Annotated in this window: 14 protein-coding genes; 10 read left to right on the top strand and 4 right to left on the bottom strand. The window is 55.1% G+C overall.

The genetic code is table 11. The features are described 5' to 3' along the window. The first annotated feature begins 1 nt into the window (after position 1). The 4 genes from gyrA (at position 2) to rsmI (ending at position 4,710) form a co-directional block, all read left to right on the top strand. Positions 2-2,569: a DNA gyrase subunit A gene (gene gyrA / locus ACLM7Z_RS04230; protein ID WP_087019650.1), complete on the top strand. Its 2,568-nt coding sequence runs from the start codon at positions 2-4 to the stop codon at positions 2,567-2,569. Then, on the top strand, positions 2,550-3,002 hold the full coding sequence (rnhA, locus tag ACLM7Z_RS04225; RefSeq protein WP_087019653.1) for a ribonuclease HI: 453 nt from the start codon (positions 2,550-2,552) through the stop codon (positions 3,000-3,002). The genes gyrA and rnhA overlap by 20 nt, the downstream gene beginning before the upstream one ends. Before the next feature lie 135 nt (positions 3,003-3,137). Next, entirely contained in the window at positions 3,138-3,860 is a 723-nt protein-coding gene (locus ACLM7Z_RS04220) for a tRNA1(Val) (adenine(37)-N6)-methyltransferase (RefSeq protein WP_087019656.1), read from the top strand. A 1-nt stretch (position 3,861) separates the two neighbouring features. Beyond that, positions 3,862-4,710, top strand: a complete 849-nt coding sequence (rsmI, locus tag ACLM7Z_RS04215) for a 16S rRNA (cytidine(1402)-2'-O)-methyltransferase (protein WP_087019659.1) — start codon at positions 3,862-3,864, stop codon at positions 4,708-4,710. An 80-nt stretch (positions 4,711-4,790) separates the two neighbouring features. Here the strand turns inward: rsmI and ACLM7Z_RS04210 are convergent, their stop codons facing one another. From ACLM7Z_RS04210 to ACLM7Z_RS04200, 3 genes are all read right to left on the bottom strand, one after another. Then, positions 4,791-5,171, bottom strand: coding sequence for a desulfoferrodoxin family protein (locus ACLM7Z_RS04210; protein WP_087019662.1), 381 nt, complete (start codon positions 5,169-5,171; stop codon positions 4,791-4,793). Between the two features lie 9 nt (positions 5,172-5,180). Next, positions 5,181-5,336 (bottom strand): rubredoxin, encoded by a 156-nt coding sequence (gene rd / locus ACLM7Z_RS04205; RefSeq protein WP_087019665.1) that lies wholly within the window; start codon positions 5,334-5,336, stop codon positions 5,181-5,183. Between the two features lie 427 nt (positions 5,337-5,763). Then, positions 5,764-6,288: a PaaI family thioesterase gene (locus ACLM7Z_RS04200; RefSeq protein WP_165761103.1), complete on the bottom strand. Its 525-nt coding sequence runs from the start codon at positions 6,286-6,288 to the stop codon at positions 5,764-5,766. Between the two features lie 171 nt (positions 6,289-6,459). Between ACLM7Z_RS04200 and ACLM7Z_RS04195 the strand changes: the two genes are divergently transcribed. The 6 genes from ACLM7Z_RS04195 (at position 6,460) to ACLM7Z_RS04170 (ending at position 14,565) form a co-directional block, all read left to right on the top strand. Beyond that, on the top strand, positions 6,460-6,588 hold the full coding sequence (locus ACLM7Z_RS04195; protein WP_273349738.1) for a hypothetical protein: 129 nt from the start codon (positions 6,460-6,462) through the stop codon (positions 6,586-6,588). Positions 6,589-6,628: 40 nt separating this feature from the next. Then, on the top strand, positions 6,629-7,834 hold the full coding sequence (gene nifS, locus ACLM7Z_RS04190) for a cysteine desulfurase NifS (RefSeq protein ID WP_087019670.1): 1,206 nt from the start codon (positions 6,629-6,631) through the stop codon (positions 7,832-7,834). A gap of 44 nt (positions 7,835-7,878) precedes the next feature. Next, entirely contained in the window at positions 7,879-8,313 is a 435-nt protein-coding gene (gene nifU, locus ACLM7Z_RS04185; RefSeq protein ID WP_087019673.1) for a Fe-S cluster assembly scaffold protein NifU, read from the top strand. Between the two features lie 263 nt (positions 8,314-8,576). Continuing rightward, positions 8,577-12,071: a transcription-repair coupling factor gene (gene mfd, locus ACLM7Z_RS04180; RefSeq protein WP_087019677.1), complete on the top strand. Its 3,495-nt coding sequence runs from the start codon at positions 8,577-8,579 to the stop codon at positions 12,069-12,071. 196 nt (positions 12,072-12,267) lie between these two features. Continuing rightward, positions 12,268-13,641: a DEAD/DEAH box helicase gene (locus ACLM7Z_RS04175; protein WP_087019680.1), complete on the top strand. Its 1,374-nt coding sequence runs from the start codon at positions 12,268-12,270 to the stop codon at positions 13,639-13,641. Between the two features lie 192 nt (positions 13,642-13,833). Further along, the gene (locus ACLM7Z_RS04170) at positions 13,834-14,565 is read left to right on the top strand and encodes a hypothetical protein (protein ID WP_087019683.1); all 732 of its coding nucleotides are present in this window, start codon (positions 13,834-13,836) and stop codon (positions 14,563-14,565) included. A 63-nt stretch (positions 14,566-14,628) separates the two neighbouring features. On the opposite strand, the gene ACLM7Z_RS04165 is transcribed toward ACLM7Z_RS04170, so the two are convergent. Next, the gene (locus tag ACLM7Z_RS04165) at positions 14,629-15,210 is read right to left on the bottom strand and encodes a DUF1836 domain-containing protein (RefSeq protein ID WP_087019686.1); all 582 of its coding nucleotides are present in this window, start codon (positions 15,208-15,210) and stop codon (positions 14,629-14,631) included. Positions 15,211-15,298: the final 88 nt, after the last annotated feature.

Below are 15,298 nucleotides of genomic sequence, written 5' to 3'. Positions count from 1 at the left end.
TGTGAGTATTAGCTTTGAAAATCAGAAGATTATCCCGGTCGATCTCGAACGGGAAATGAAAAAATCGTACATCGATTATGCGATGTCCGTTATTGTCGGCCGTGCGCTGCCGGATGCGCGCGACGGTCTCAAGCCGGTACACCGCCGCATTCTGTACGCGATGTACGAAGACCACCTGACCTGTGACCGCCCCTATCGAAAGTCGGCGACTACTGTCGGTAACGTGCTCGGCCGGTATCATCCGCACGGCGATGCATCGGTTTACGATGCTCTTGTGCGCATGGCACAGCCGTTTTCCCTGCGCTATCCGATGATCGACGGTCACGGCAACTTCGGTTCCATCGACGGCGACCCTCCGGCAGCATATCGTTACACGGAGGCGCGCATGAGCAAGATGGCGGCCTATATGATGACCGACATCGAGAAGGAAACGGTCGATTTCATGCCGAACTTCGACGACAACCGCAAGGAGCCGAAGGTTCTGCCGTCCCGTTTCCCGGGCATGCTGGTCAATGGCTCGTCCGGTATCGCCGTCGGCATGGCAACCAATATGCCGCCCCACAACCTGACGGAGGTCATCAACGGCATCTGCTATGTCATCGACAACCCGGATGCACAGATGGAGGATATCTGTCAGTACATCAAGGGCCCGGATTTCCCGACCGGCGGCATTATCATGGGCCGCAGCGGGATCCGCGCGGCATATGCAACCGGACGCGGCAAAATCAAGGTGCGTGCCCGCACGGAAATTGAGGAGATGCACAACGGCCGTCAGCGCATTGTTGTCACGGAAATTCCGTATATGGTCAACAAGGCGCGTCTGGTGGAATCCATCGCCGACCTCGTCAAAAACAAGCGTGTGGAGGGCATTTCCGACCTGCGCGACGAATCCGACCGCGAGGGCATGCGCATTGTCGTCGAGCTCAAGCGGGAAGCAAATGCACAGGTCGTGCTCAACCAGCTGTTTAATTATACGCAGCTACAGGACACATTTTCGGTCAACAATCTGGCGCTGGTCAACAACCAGCCGCGCACGCTCAATCTGCGCGAGCTGATTGACCAGTATATCGAATTCCAGCGCGAGGTCATTGAGCGCCGCACGCGCTTTGACCTGAACAAGGCGGAGGGTCGTGCTCATATCCTCGAAGGCCTCAAGGTCGCAACCGACAACATTGACCGCATTATCGAAATTATCCGCGCATCGGCCAACGAGAGCGAAGCAAAAACCAACCTGATGGCAGAGCCTTTTATCATCAATCAGATTGCCCTGCTCGGCATTGTGGGCGGCAAGGAGAACTTTGAATTCCATCTGGATGAGCCGCAGGCACAGGCGATTGTCAACATGCGCCTCGGCCGCCTGTCCGGTCTGGAGCGTCAGAAGATCAACGACGAATACGACGAAATCGAATCGAAAATTCGCGGCTTAATGGAAGTTCTTGCGAGCCGCCATAACATGCTGGAAATCGTCAAAAAGGAACTGGTTGAGATCCGTGACAAATTCGGCGATGAACGCCGCACGCAGATCGAAGCAGTGGACAACGAAATCGATATCGAAGACCTGATTGAACGCGAGGACTGCACGTATACACTGACCCATTGCGGCTATATCAAGCGCACCACGACGGATACCTATCGTTCGCAGCGCCGCGGCGGGCGCGGTGTCAGCGCCATGGCGACGCGCGAGGAGGATTTTGCGGAAATTCTGTTCACTGCCTCGTCGCATGACAACATTCTGTTCTTCAGCAGTCTTGGAAAGGTCTACCGTCTGAAGGGCTATCAGATTCCGGAGACCAGCCGCACGGCAAAGGGAACCAATGTCGTCAATCTGCTCGCACTGGAAAACGGCGAGACCGTTTCCGCGATGTTCGCCATCAGCGACTATGACGAATCGCATTATCTGTTCTTCACGACGGAACAGGGTACCGTCAAGCGCGTCGCGCTGTCCGAACTGAAAAATATCCGCAAGGCGGGTCTGCGCGCGCTGTCGCTCAATGAGGGCGATCGTCTGGTTGACGTCCGCCTGACTGACGGCACACAGAATATGCTGATTGTCACGGCAAAGGGTCATGCGATCTGCTTCGATGAGAATGAAGTGCGTGCAATGGGACGTTCGGCAGTCGGTGTGCGCGGCATTACGCTGGAGGAAGGCGACCGCGTTATCGGCGGCGTCCGTGCACGTCCGGAGGGGGAAGTGCTCACCGTCACGGAAAACGGCTATGGCAAGCGCACCCCGGTCGGCGATTTCAGCATTCATCACCGCGGCGGCCGCGGCATTCTCGCGCATGCACTGAATGATAAGACCGGCAACATTGCGGGCACCGCAGTGGTTGACCTCGACAACGATGTCATGATTATCACCGATGACGGCGTACTCATCCGCACGGCAGTGGAGGATATCCGTCAGTGCGGCAGAAATACGCAGGGGGTCATTGTCATGCGTACCGGCGACGATGTTCATGTCAACGCCATCACACGGATTCAGAAGGAAGAGGACGAAGATCCCGCAGACATCGAAAATCCGGAAGAAACATCCGAAGCAGAGGTTGAACATGGCGGAGAACAAGAATAAACATGTCATAATTTACACCGATGGCGCCTGTTCCGGGAATCCCGGGCCAGGCGGCTTCGGTATTATCCTGCAATACGGTGAGCACCGCAAGGAAATCAGCAAGGGCTTTCCGGAGACAACAAACAACCGCATGGAGCTGCTCGGTGTGATTACCGCATTGGAGGCGCTGAAAACCCCGTGCACGGTCGATCTGTATTCCGACAGCAAATATGTCATCGATGCAATTCAGAAGGGCTGGGCGGTCAAATGGCGGAGCAAAAACTGGATGCGCACGCCAAAGGAGCCTGCCAAAAACCCGGATCTGTGGGAGCGCCTGCTGAACCTGCTGGAGGTGCACGACGTCACGTTCCACTGGGTCAAGGGACATGCGCAGAACGAGAACAACAACCGTTGTGACGAGCTTGCTGTCAACGCCTGGAAGCAATTTAAGTAATAACATTTCGTATATCTAAAAATATATATACGAATAGAAATATATTTATGTATAAATATATTTTAATTATACAGATAGTATAAATTTTAAGCGCCGGTTCACCGGCAGAATTTTCCCCGAAACGAGGAACACCACATGCGCCACACGGACAAATTATGGGACGGTTTTTCCCTGATTCAGGACGACCGCTTTTTTAAGCTGGGACAGGACAGTATGCTGCTGTCCGCGTTTGCGTCCCCACCGCCGCGGGCGAAGGTGCTCGATCTGGGCTGCGGCAACGGTGCGCTCGGCGTGCTGTTGTGCGCACGCTATCCGGGTCTCGATGTGACCGGATTGGAAATCCAGCCGGAGGTGGCGGAGCTGGCACAGGAAAATGTTGTATGGAATCGGTTGGATGCACGCATGCGCATTGTCTGCGGCGACCTGAAGCAGTATAAGCAGCTGTTTCCGACCGGTGCGTTTGAATATATCATCTGTAACCCGCCGTATTTTTCACAGGACAGCGGCTATGCGGCGAAAGGGAAAAACCGGCATACCGCGCGGCAGGAAACCGAATGCAGCGCGGCGGATGCCGTGCGGGCAGCGGCATATTTTGTCAAATACGGCGGGCGCGTCGCTTTTGTCTACCGTCCGGAACGCGTCTGTGAACTGATTTTTGACATGAAACAGTGCGGTCTGGAGCCGAAACGCCTGCGATTTGTGCACCAGCATGCCAAAGCTGTTCCATCGGCTGTCTTGGTGGAGGCGCGGCGCGGCAGTGCGCCGGGCGTGCAGGTACTGCCCCCGCTGCTTGTCTGCGGCGAGGATGGCACACAGACAGAGGAATACCGCATGATTTACCACAGGGAGGAATTTTGATATGGGCACCGGAACGCTCTATCTGGTCGGCACACCGATCGGAAATCTGGAAGATCTGACATACCGCGCCGTGCGCATATTGAAAGAGGCGGATTTTGTCGCGGCGGAGGATACGCGCGTCAGCGGAAAACTGCTGCATTATCTGGAAATCAGCAAGCCGCTGGTCAGCTATCATGAGCACAACCGCAAACAGCGCGGGCCGGAGCTGGTACAGCGCATGCTGGCCGGTGAAACCTGTGCACTTGTAACCGATGCGGGCATGCCTGCGGTCAGCGATCCGGGCGAAGACCTTGCAAATCTGTGCCATGAAGCGGGCATTCCGGTCATTCCGGTACCGGGTGCATGTGCGGCGGTCTGTGCCCTTGCGCAGAGCGGTCTTCCGTCAGGGAAATGGTGCTTTGAGGGCTTTTTGCCGCCGACAGGCAAGCAGCGCCGCGAACGGCTCGAGGTTTTGAAAACTGAGCCGCGCACCTGTATTGTCTATGAAGCGCCGCATCGCCTGCGCATGACGCTGCGCGACCTCGCTGAGACATTGGGTGACCGCCGCGTGAGCCTGGCGCGTGAGCTGACCAAGCTGCATGAGGAATGCCTGCGCATGACACTGCCGGAGGCAGCGGCATATTACGAGGAACAGGAACCGCGCGGCGAGTATGTTCTCGTCATCGAAGGAGCGCAGGACAATCCAGAACAGTCCGCTGCCAACCAGATGGCACAGGCGATTCAGCTGACAGAGGAGCTGACCGCTGCCGGACTGACCCTGCGCGACGCGGTCAAGCAGGCCGCAAAGCAGACCGGCGCGCGCAAAAACCAGCTGTATCAGACCATGTTGGCGCGCGAAAAGGGCGAGTAACGCAAAATACCTGCAAAAAACGCAGAAAAAAGCACTCCGAATGTTCGGAGTGCTTTTTGGTTTGTCAGAATATTGATTGCTCAGGCATCTGCCTTCCACAGGCCGTGCAGATTGCAGTAAGCGTAAGCAGAAACGACAGAATCACCGTCAGCCAGAGCAAAAACAGCCTTCGGCTCGCTGCCCGGCTGGAGGGTCTTGCGCTGGTTGCCCTGCGTGGTATGGATGGAAATCCACTCGATGAAGTGTTCCGGCAGCATCGGATGATCGACAGAGCCGACGGAAACGGTCACAGTATTGCCGTCAATGGCGATAACCGGTACATGCTTCTCCTGTGCGGCGTCAACCGAACCCGGTACGAGCTCCGTCATTTTCTGACCGCAGCACATAACCGGAACACCTTTATCTTCTACCATTGCGATCATGTTGCCGCAATGCTCACAGACAAAATAACGCTGTTCCATATGTCCTCCTTACTGTGCAGTGAAGTTGTCCTTATCCAGGCCGCAGATCGGGCAGACCCAATCAGCCGGAAGATCTTCAAATGCGGTGCCCGGAGCTACACCGTTATCCGGATCGCCCTTGGCCGGGTCATATTCGTAGCCACATACACACTTATAGATTGCCATAATCATTTTCTCCTTTCCCAAATGGGGAATGTGTTTTTCAACAACCCCAGTATATCATAAAAAAATGAAAATGAAACCCGTTTTCAGAAAAAAATTTCAGCTGGGCGGCATGACCGGGCAAAAACCGGTGCATGCTAACAGGAGCGAGGGATCTGACGGTGAAAATAAATTACAATTCGGATATTAAAAATATTATTATACTATTTTTAATCAATGTTTTGTTGATTGCCGCAGCACAGGCCTGAGTACCGGCTGAAAAAGGGCAAGAGAAAAGCCGGATGTTGGGGGCATCCGGCTTTCCCTGTACAAAACTTAAAGGGGGGTAAAAAAGAGAGATAAAAGAAAAAATCTTTTATATAGCCATTCCTGACTACAATATATAGTATAGCGGGAGTTCGTGTAGATTCTGTGAACGAATCATTAAAAATTAGATTTTTTTGCGCTCTGCCGGTTCTGTCTGTTTGGAATCGGAAGCATCCTTCTGTATGGCGGGATCGGAACCGGGCGGAAGGGAACGGATATAGCTTGCGGTTGCGGTGGCAACGAGGCGGTCGGGATCATCCTCCATCCATGCCTGTGCGGAGGTGTGGAAAATTTTCCGACCCTGGAACACGATTTCCGAACGGACAATGAGCGAACCGCCAATGCGTCCGGGACGCAGATAATTCACCGTCATGGAGGCAGTCGGGCAGAGGGCAAAGCCGGCATTGTAATAGACCAGCAGACCCATGCCCATATCAAACATGGCACTGGTCACGCCGCCATGCAGCCAGCCCATTGGATTGCGCATTTCCGGTTTGAGTGCATAGCTGACCGTGCAGATTTTGCCATCATCGCTGCACGAAATGAACTGAGGCGGAATGCGGTCGTTGACCGAGCCCGGCTCGGCATGGGTACGGCGGTAAATGGCAGCGCGCAGACGCTGCTCATGGTAATCCTTTGGCTGTGACATTGTGCGATCATCCTCTTTTTTTCTCTTTTTTTTTCGTGTTGGCATCAGTGTAGCACATCTTTGAAATCGATGTCAAATCGGTGACAGGGAAAAAACTTCCGGTATGGTTTCTGTATTTTGCCGCAGAATGGAAGTTCTGCTGCATTTGACAGGGAGAAACCGTAACATTCCGTGCCGCTGGGAAGCGACGGAAAAACAGAAAATATTTTACCTATTTTAATTGGAATGGTTGAAATGCATACCGGTTTGGTGTATATTATGGATGGACAAGATAAGACAGGCGGCTTTGAAGCGGCCTGATCCGGAATATATTACTCTCTTTTTCAGGAGGATCAATCATATGGAACGTGTTGTTTATTCGGATAATGCGGCAACTACACCGATTTCCAAGAATGTATACAATGCTATGCTGCCATACCTGACCACAGGCTATGGCAACCCGTCCAGCCTGTATTCGCTGGCGCGTGAGGAGAAGAAGGCGGTCGATCAGGCACGCACCTATGCGGCGGAATGCCTGAATTGCGAGCCGGATGAAATCATCTTCACCTCCGGCGGCTCGGAGGCGGACAACCTCGCACTCAAGGGACTGCTGTTCGGCAAGAATTTCCCGAAGAACAAGCACCACATCATCACCAGTACGATTGAGCATCACGCCATTCTGCATACCTGTGAATTCCTTGAGCGCATCGGCTATGAGGTCACCTATGTCGGCGTCGATGAGCAGGGTCACATCAAGATGGACGAGCTGGAGCAGGCGATTACGGAAAACACCGCACTGGTTTCCATCATGGCGGCGAACAATGAAATTGGCACGATTCAGGATCTGAAGGCAATTGCAGAGCTGTGCCACAGCAAGGGCACGCTGTTTCACACCGATGCTGTACAGGCAGTCGGTCATATGAAAATTGACGTAAAGGAAATGGGCATTGATATGCTGTCGCTGTCCGGTCACAAGATCCGCGGCCCGAAGGGTACCGGCGCATTGTACTGCCGCAAGGGGATTGTACTTGAGCCGTTGATTCACGGCGGCGGACAGGAGCGCGGAAAGCGCAGCGGCACGGAAAATGTCGCAGGCATTGTCGGTCTCGGCGAAGCCATGCATTATGCACATGAGCATATGGATGAATATCTGCCGTATGTCGCATCCCTGCGTGACCGCCTGATTGAAGGCGTGCTCAAGATTCCGTACACGCAGCTGACCGGTGACCCGGTCAATCGTCTGCCGGGCACGGCGAGCTTCGTCATCGAGTGCATCGAAGGTGAGAGCCTGGTTCTGCGCCTCGACCTCGCAGGCATTGCGACGTCCACCGGTTCGGCATGCTCGACCGGTTCGCTCGACCCGTCGCATGTTCTGATGGCAATCGGCCTGCCGCATGAGATTGCGCATGGTTCCCTGCGTGTCACGCTCGGCGAGCAGAACACGGTTGAAGATGTAGATTATCTCATCGAAAAGATCACCTATGTCGTCAAGACCCTGCGCGACATGTCGCCGGTATGGGATGAAAAGATGAGCGGTCAGCCGATGCTGAAATTATTCGACAAGTAAAAATCATCACAGTGTGATAAAATATAAAAGGAGTTTTAATTACCATGGAATACAGCGAAAAGGTAATGGATCATTTCGCCAACCCGCGCAACGTCGGCGTCATTGAGGATGCGGACGCAGTCGGTGAGGTAGGCAACGCCAAGTGCGGCGATATCATGAAGATGTACCTCAAGATCAGCGATGACGGTGTTATCACCGACATCAAGTTCAAGACCTTCGGCTGCGGCGCAGCGGTTGCAACCAGCTCGATGGCAACCGAGATGGTCAAGGGCAAGACGATCAACGAGGCACTCCAGTTGACCAACAAGGCAGTTGCAGAGGCTCTGGACGGACTGCCCCCGGTCAAGATGCATTGCTCTGTTCTCGCAGAGGAGGCCATTCATGCAGCTATTGCGGATTATTACAAGCGCAAGGGTCTGAATCCGGAAGAATTCATGGGCACCTGTGACATGAACTGCGAGAGCTGCGGCAAACACTGACTTTTCTTTCTCGGGGAAAGAAAAGTCAGCAAAAGAAAGCCCAAGCGGTGCGCTCCCGCGCACAGCAAACAGGTCGGACGGAAGGTCCGCCCGTTTGCCCCAACGCCGCGAAGATGGGATTTTGCAGTTTATTTTGTTCATTCCACGACCAAAAAATCAAAAAATTTGCCGAAACAAGCCGCATGCGTTGAGCATGCGGCCTTTCGGCGTGTTACGGTTTGTATGTATTCTTATTCCACCAGACAGGAGGAGCATCTTTCCATATGGAACGAATTACGCAGCTTATCACCGATTTAACTGAATATGATGCGATTGCAGAGGGCATCCGCGGCGGCAAAACGCCGGTGGAGGTCACCGGCCTGTCGCCCATCCACAAGGCAAATCTTGCCGCAGCACTGGCGGGTCAGCTGCACCGTCAGGCAGTTATCATCTGTGCCGATGACCTCGCCTGTGACCGCATGGCGCGCGATCTGGAGGCATTTTCCGACCGCCCGGCTGTTGTCCTGCCCTCGCGCGAGTTTGTGTTCCACAACATCGAATCCTCCTCGCGTGAATATGAGCACAGACGCATTTCCGTCCTGCGCGATCTGGCAGCGGGAAAAAAGACGGTCATTGTCTCTGTACCTGCCCTGCTGATGGCAACCATGCCGCCGGACAGCATGCAGAAGGCGACCTTTCCCATCAATTTCAGCGGCGAATATGACACGGATGAGCTTGTTTTGAAGCTGATACAGGCGGGTTATCGCCGCTGTATGCAGGTCGAAGGCGAGGGACAGTTTTCCCTGCGCGGTGGTATTCTGGATATCTTTGCGCCGGGTGAACCAAATCCGGTGCGCATTGAATTTTTCGGCACGGAGGTCGACACGATGTCCTATTTTGACATCGGTTCCCAGCGCCGCACGCGCTCACTCGAACAGCTTGTCTGTCTGCCGAATATGGAAGCCCTGCCGACCCTCGCGCCCGGCGGAACGGAAGGACTGCTCAAACAGATTGAAAAAATTATCGCATCCAAGGCGAAAAAGCATCCGGATCTCAACAAAAACCTGCGCCGCGATGCAGAACGCCTGAGCAATGACGGCATTTTCCCGGCGGCAGACAAATATCTTCCGTTTATTTATCCGGAGCTGGCGACGGCGGCGGATTATATCCCGACGGACGCGATGGTCTTTGTCGATGATTTCCGCGCGGTGCGCGAGGCGGCGCGCGTCTTCCAGGTGCGCATGAAGGAGGATGTCGAGGCGCTGCTCGAGCGCGGCCTGCTGTATGGCAAAAATGCGGTCTATCTGGACACCCTGGAGCAGACGGTTTCCAAGCTGGCGGCGCATCCGATGGTGTATCTGGAGACCTTTTTGAGCTCTGTTCCGGAATGTCCGCCCAGAACACTAACGGATATTACGGCAAAACAGCTGCCGCCGTATTCTGGCAATGTCACCGCAGCGGCCGCAGATATCCGGTCGTATCAGGACATGAATTACCGCGTGATTGTGCTGTGCTCCGGCGAGATGCGCCGCACCACGATGAAGGAAATGCTGGAGGGCGAGGGCGTGACGGCAAAGGTCACAGACCGATTGCCCGGCCCGGGGCGTGTTCATATTCTGGATGGCAGCCTGTCTGCCGGCATGGAATATCCGTCGCTCAAAACAGCCGTGCTCACCGAGGGACAGATGCTCGCCGCGCGCAAAAAATCTGCGTCAAAAAAGAAAAAATCCAGCCGCGACCATGTCAAGAGCTATACCGACCTGACACCGGGCGATCTGGTCGTGCATGAGCACCATGGCATCGGCCGTTTTATCGGCATGGAGCGCATGCGCGTCGAGGGTACGTATCAGGATTTTGTCAAAATCGCGTTTGCGGGCACGGATTTTCTGTATGTCCCGGCGACCAGTCTCGATTTGATTTCCAAATACATCGGCGCGGGCAGCGAAGCAGCCGGCGGGCATGTCCGGCTGAACAAGCTGGGCGGCACGGAATGGCAGAAAACGCGCTACAAGGCGAAAGCGGCGGCGAAGGAGCTGGCGGGCGAGCTGATCCAGCTGTATGCCGAGCGCGAGCGCAAAAAAGGGTTTGCCTTCCCGAAGGATGACAGCTGGCAGAAGGAATTTGAAGCCGCGTTTGAATATGAGGAAACAGAAGATCAGCTACGCTGTGTCGGAGAAATTAAGGCGGATATGGAATCTGATCGGCCGATGGATCGTTTGCTGTGCGGCGATGTCGGCTTCGGCAAGACGGAAGTCGCGCTGCGCGCCGTCATGAAATGCGTCCTCGGCGGCAAGCAGGCCGCCATTCTTGTGCCGACGACCGTGCTCGCGCGGCAGCACTATTTAACCTGTCTGACGCGCTTTTCCGGCTGGCCGGTGCGCATTGAAATGCTCAGCCGCTTCAAAACCGCAAAAGAGCAGAAGATGATACTGGAAAAGGTGAAACAGGGACAGATTGACCTGCTGATCGGCACACATAAGCTGTTCAACAAGGGCATGAAGTTCAAAGATCTGGGTCTGCTGGTCGTGGATGAGGAACAGCGCTTTGGTGTCACGCACAAGGAAAAATTAAAAGAGCTGTCGCGGCAGGTGGATGTGCTGACGCTGTCCGCGACGCCGATTCCGCGCACGCTCAATATGGCATTGTCCGGTATCCGCGATATGTCCGTTCTGGAGGAACCGCCGCAGGACAGGCACCCGGTACAGACCTATGTCATGGAATATGACGAAGGTGTTGTGGCAGAAGCGATGCGGCGTGAATTTTACCGCGGCGGACAGACCTATTATTTGCACAATGCGGTGGAGTCCATTGATACCTGTGCGGCACGGCTCAAACAGCTGCTGCCCGATGCGGAAATCGGTGTGGCGCACGGCAAGATGAGCCAGCGTGAGCTGTCGCGCATTATGACGCGCATGAGTGACGGAGACATTGATATTCTGGTCTGTACGACCATTATTGAGACCGGCATTGACATTCCGAACGTCAACACATTGATTATCGAGGACGCTGACCGCATGGGTCTGTCCCAGCTGCACCAGCTGCGCGGGCGTGTCGGGCGTTCGGCGCGTCATGCGTTCGCCTATTTCACATTCCGGCGCGGCAAAACGCTGTCGGATATCTCACAGAAGCGGCTGAATGCGGTGCGCGAATTCGCAGAATTCGGTTCGGGCTTTAAAATCGCCATGCGTGATTTGGAAATCCGCGGTGCGGGAAACGTGCTCGGCGCGGAGCAGTCGGGCCACATGATGAACGTCGGCTATGACCTGTATCTCAAGCTGCTGGAAGAAGCTGTGCTGGAGGAGAAGGGTGAGAAGCCGCGTCAGCGCACGGAATGTGCGGCAGAGCTTGCGGTTTCTGCAAATCTGCCGGAAAAATATGTCGAGGACGCGGGGCAGCGTGTGGATTTGTACCGCCGCATTGCCGCCATTCGCACGCCGGATGACCGCGCCGACCTGCTCGACGAGATGATTGACCGCTTTGGTGAGCCGCCGGCTTCTGCCGTCGCATTGTGTGACATTGCACTGCTGCGCGCGAAGGCGGCGGAACAGGGCATTCTGGAAATCAAACAGAGCGATGGCCGCTTGCTTGTGACCTGGGCAGATGACTGCACCGACCTGCGCCGGCTGGCGGCGCTGTGCGGCGCGCCGCAGTTCAAAGGGCGTCTGCTGCTCAATGCCGGCTCACCGCCATATGTCTCGCTGCGCATGAAGCCGAGGGAAAAGGCACTTGAGCTGGCAAACCAGCTGGTTGCGGCATATGCCGAAACAGAGAAGCAATGACAGGAGAGAGGGGCGCGCCGGATGGCCTTCCCCCTCTGTTTTTCTCCCCGATTTGAAAAAAATTCACGTGATTCCGTGTTTTTCTGTCAAAAATCAGCACATTGCTACTTGGTACACACGGAACAGTATGCTATACTGATACTGTATAAGAAGAAAAACTGATTTGAAAGAAGATAAAGGAGCAACCTTAAAAACTATGGAATTTCGTGATTTGGGCATTGATGCCGAGCTGCTGCATGCGCTCGACGACGCCGGCTATACTGTCCCGACGCCGATTCAGGAGCAGGCAATTCCTGCCGCTGTCAGCGGGCGCGATGTGCTCGGCCTGGCGCAGACCGGTACCGGCAAGACCTGTGCCTTTGCCATTCCGATTTTACAGAAGCTGAAAAATGAGGAACGCCTGCCCGGTTTCCCGCCCATCCGTTCCCTCATCCTCACGCCGACGCGTGAGCTGGCCATTCAGATTTATGACAGCTTTGTTGCCTATGCAAAATATACCGATATCCGCTGTGCGCTCGTCTATGGCGGCGTATCGCAGTACAACCAGACGGAGGCGCTGAGTGCGGGTGTCGATGTCCTGATTGCCACGCCGGGCCGCCTGAATGACCTGTGCGGACAGGGGTACATCGATCTGGAGGACATTGAGCTGTTTGTGCTCGATGAGGCTGACCGCATGCTGGATATGGGCTTTATCGACGATGTCGAGCGCATTCTCAAGCGCATGGGTGACCGCAAGATGCAGACATTGCTGTTTTCCGCGACCATGCCGCAGTCGGTGCAGAAGTTGGTCAAGCGCCTGCTGAATGAAGATTTTGAAAAGGTTGAGGTCACACCGGTGTCCACAACGGTGGAAGCCATCGACCAGTCGGTCTATTTTGTCGACCGCGAAAATAAAAAGAAGCTGCTGCTGTATACGCTGCGCGATCCGGCACTCGACCGCGCGCTGGTGTTTGTGCGCACCAAATCGGGCGCGGACAAGGTGGCACATGATCTCGCCCGTGCCCATGTCGGCGCGAGTGCGATTCACGGCGATAAGTCCCAGATTGACCGTCAGAATGCACTCAATCGCTTCAAAGAGGGCAAAATCCGCGTACTGGTTGCGACGGATATTGCGGCGCGCGGTCTGGATATCAGCGAGCTGTCGCATGTCATCAATTATGATGTGCCCAATGAGCCGGAAAACTATGTGCACCGCATCGGCCGTACCGGCAGAGCCGGACACGGCGGTATCGCCATTACCTTCTGTCAGGCGGATGAGGTGCCCTACCTGCGCCGCATTGAAAAGCTGATTGACAAAGAGGTTCCGGTGCGTGAGGACAACCCGTACCCGATGCAGGAGAAGCCGCACGAAGGCCATTCCTCCGGCGGGCGCTCCCGTTCGCGCCGCGGTGGGCGCGGCAGACGCGGCCTGAACAACAACAAGCCGCAGGGCGAACAGACTGCACCGGTGCAGAACAGTACATCAGCAGCCGGCAGTGAGGAGAAGCGTGCAAACACCTCCCGCCGTCCGCGCAGACGCCGCCGCAGACCGTCCGGCAACACGGGAAATGCGCCGGCAAACGAAGGATGAACCGCTTTTGCCCGCAAAAATCCACTTTGTATGAATTTGCAGAAATCCCACGGGAAAACACCTGTTTCCCGTGGGATTCTGTTGCTTTTCGGACAAAAACAGCACAAAACTGCGGTTGACAATGTGCGCCGCGGCTCCTATTATATCAGGCAGACAGCTCATAGATTCTGATACAAAGGGGGCTTTTTTGCCTTGTCCAACCCCACGATTGCGAGCGCGGCGATTTCTGCGCTCGAGCACCCCATTTCTGCACTGGACGACCGCCCGGCACTGGCGGCGGATGACCTCAAGGCGTATTTTGATGCCGATCCGCAGCAGCTGTGCGAGGCACACAACACCCTTGTCAGCGCGCTGACCGCACCGGAGGGTGCCTCCGGGGTCGGCTTTCTCGCCTCGGATACCATTTCCGCCAATACTGTGCAGGATGCGCTGGAAAATGTACACAAGCAGATGACCGGACTGACGCTCGGCTCCGTCCCGGATGGCTCCATCAATTCCGACAAGCTGGACAGCTCGCTCAAGAACCAGCTGAACAAAATTGATACGCTGGAGAGCGCTGTCACCGAATTACAGCAGGCAGTGAATTCGCTGCACCCATCCGGTGCACAATATCCGCTGATGGTGCTCGCCCTGTCGGAAAACTGCCCGAGCACGCTGACCGACGAGATGGCGACTGCCGCACTCGGCGCACATTTCGAGTCGGAGGTCTATGACCTCGGCATCCAGCTCGCATGGCTGTGCCGCTGGAAAAACAGCACGCTGCCGTCCACAACCTTCCGTTCCAAGCAGACCATCGACGAGATTTTTGCCGATGTGAACACGCTTTCCGAAATTGAACAGCTCACCCCGGTGCGCAGTCTGATTTCCCTCTCTGCAGAAATCTCGCGCGCCTATCGCACGGCGATGGACGAAGCCGGTCTGTAAACCATGCCGCCAAAAAGGGCGCGTGCCATGTGCACGCGCCCTTTGTTTCTGTATCACAGCGAGTTAGTCTTTCTTTTCCTTTCGTTTTTCCTTCTTTTTGGGCACTTCCGGGTCGGGGAAGCACTGCTCGGTGATCGCAGCGGCAAAGTTGGACAGTGTATCCGTGATATCGGTCAGCGTCAGGAGGAATGACAGCGCATCTTCCGGCGTGTCCAGTTTCATGTCGGTCTCCTGTATGATTTGCAGCATGCAGGTGGTCAGCTGCTGCCCGATGGTATCGCGGCGGGAGAGCTGGGTGTCGAAGCACTGTGCCAGCTCTTTTTCATGCACGCCGCAGGCGGATGCGCCGTTGAGCACGCGCTTGACCTGTGCAATCGACAGCGTATTTTTGAGCGAATAAATCGCCAGCATCTGCAAAATATGTTCCTTTGTATATTTTTTGCCTTTGACGGGCGCAATCAGCCCCGCCTTGCTGTAGTTGTGGATCATCGTGCGCGTCAGCGGCTCGCGCTCGCCTTCTCCGCCGAGATGAGCGCTCATCAGCGCAATGATCTGATCCATATATAAATCCAGCGCTGGGATGTCATCCGGGTGCAGCGCCTTGTTTTTTTCGCTGTTTTCCAGCAGCTTCTGCGCGTCTATCATCGTTTCTTCCTCTTTTTCATAGGAATGCAAGTATAGTATAAGCCCTTTTTTCAAAAAAATCAAGAAATTTAGTTGCAAAAAATGTTTT

Origin of the sequence: Butyricicoccus porcorum, assembly GCF_051246315.1 — a bacterium.
In the GTDB taxonomy this organism is placed as follows: Bacteria; Bacillota; Clostridia; order Oscillospirales; family Butyricicoccaceae; genus Butyricicoccus_A; species Butyricicoccus_A porcorum.
Note: the sequence above shows the minus strand (reverse complement) of the source record. Positions and strands in the feature narration are given on the sequence as shown.

Coding starts and splice junctions, on each gene's coding strand:
- rnhA (WP_087019653.1), top strand. CDS start 2,550: ATGGCGGAGAACAAGAATAAACATGTCATAATTTACACCGATGGCGCC.
- ACLM7Z_RS04220 (WP_087019656.1), top strand. CDS start 3,138: ATGCGCCACACGGACAAATTATGGGACGGTTTTTCCCTGATTCAGGAC.
- rsmI (WP_087019659.1), top strand. CDS start 3,862: ATGGGCACCGGAACGCTCTATCTGGTCGGCACACCGATCGGAAATCTG.
- ACLM7Z_RS04210 (WP_087019662.1), bottom strand. CDS start 5,171: ATGGAACAGCGTTATTTTGTCTGTGAGCATTGCGGCAACATGATCGCA.
- rd (WP_087019665.1), bottom strand. CDS start 5,336: ATGGCAATCTATAAGTGTGTATGTGGCTACGAATATGACCCGGCCAAG.
- ACLM7Z_RS04200 (WP_165761103.1), bottom strand. CDS start 6,288: ATGTCACAGCCAAAGGATTACCATGAGCAGCGTCTGCGCGCTGCCATT.
- nifS (WP_087019670.1), top strand. CDS start 6,629: ATGGAACGTGTTGTTTATTCGGATAATGCGGCAACTACACCGATTTCC.
- nifU (WP_087019673.1), top strand. CDS start 7,879: ATGGAATACAGCGAAAAGGTAATGGATCATTTCGCCAACCCGCGCAAC.
- mfd (WP_087019677.1), top strand. CDS start 8,577: ATGGAACGAATTACGCAGCTTATCACCGATTTAACTGAATATGATGCG.
- ACLM7Z_RS04175 (WP_087019680.1), top strand. CDS start 12,268: ATGGAATTTCGTGATTTGGGCATTGATGCCGAGCTGCTGCATGCGCTC.
- ACLM7Z_RS04165 (WP_087019686.1), bottom strand. CDS start 15,210: ATGATAGACGCGCAGAAGCTGCTGGAAAACAGCGAAAAAAACAAGGCG.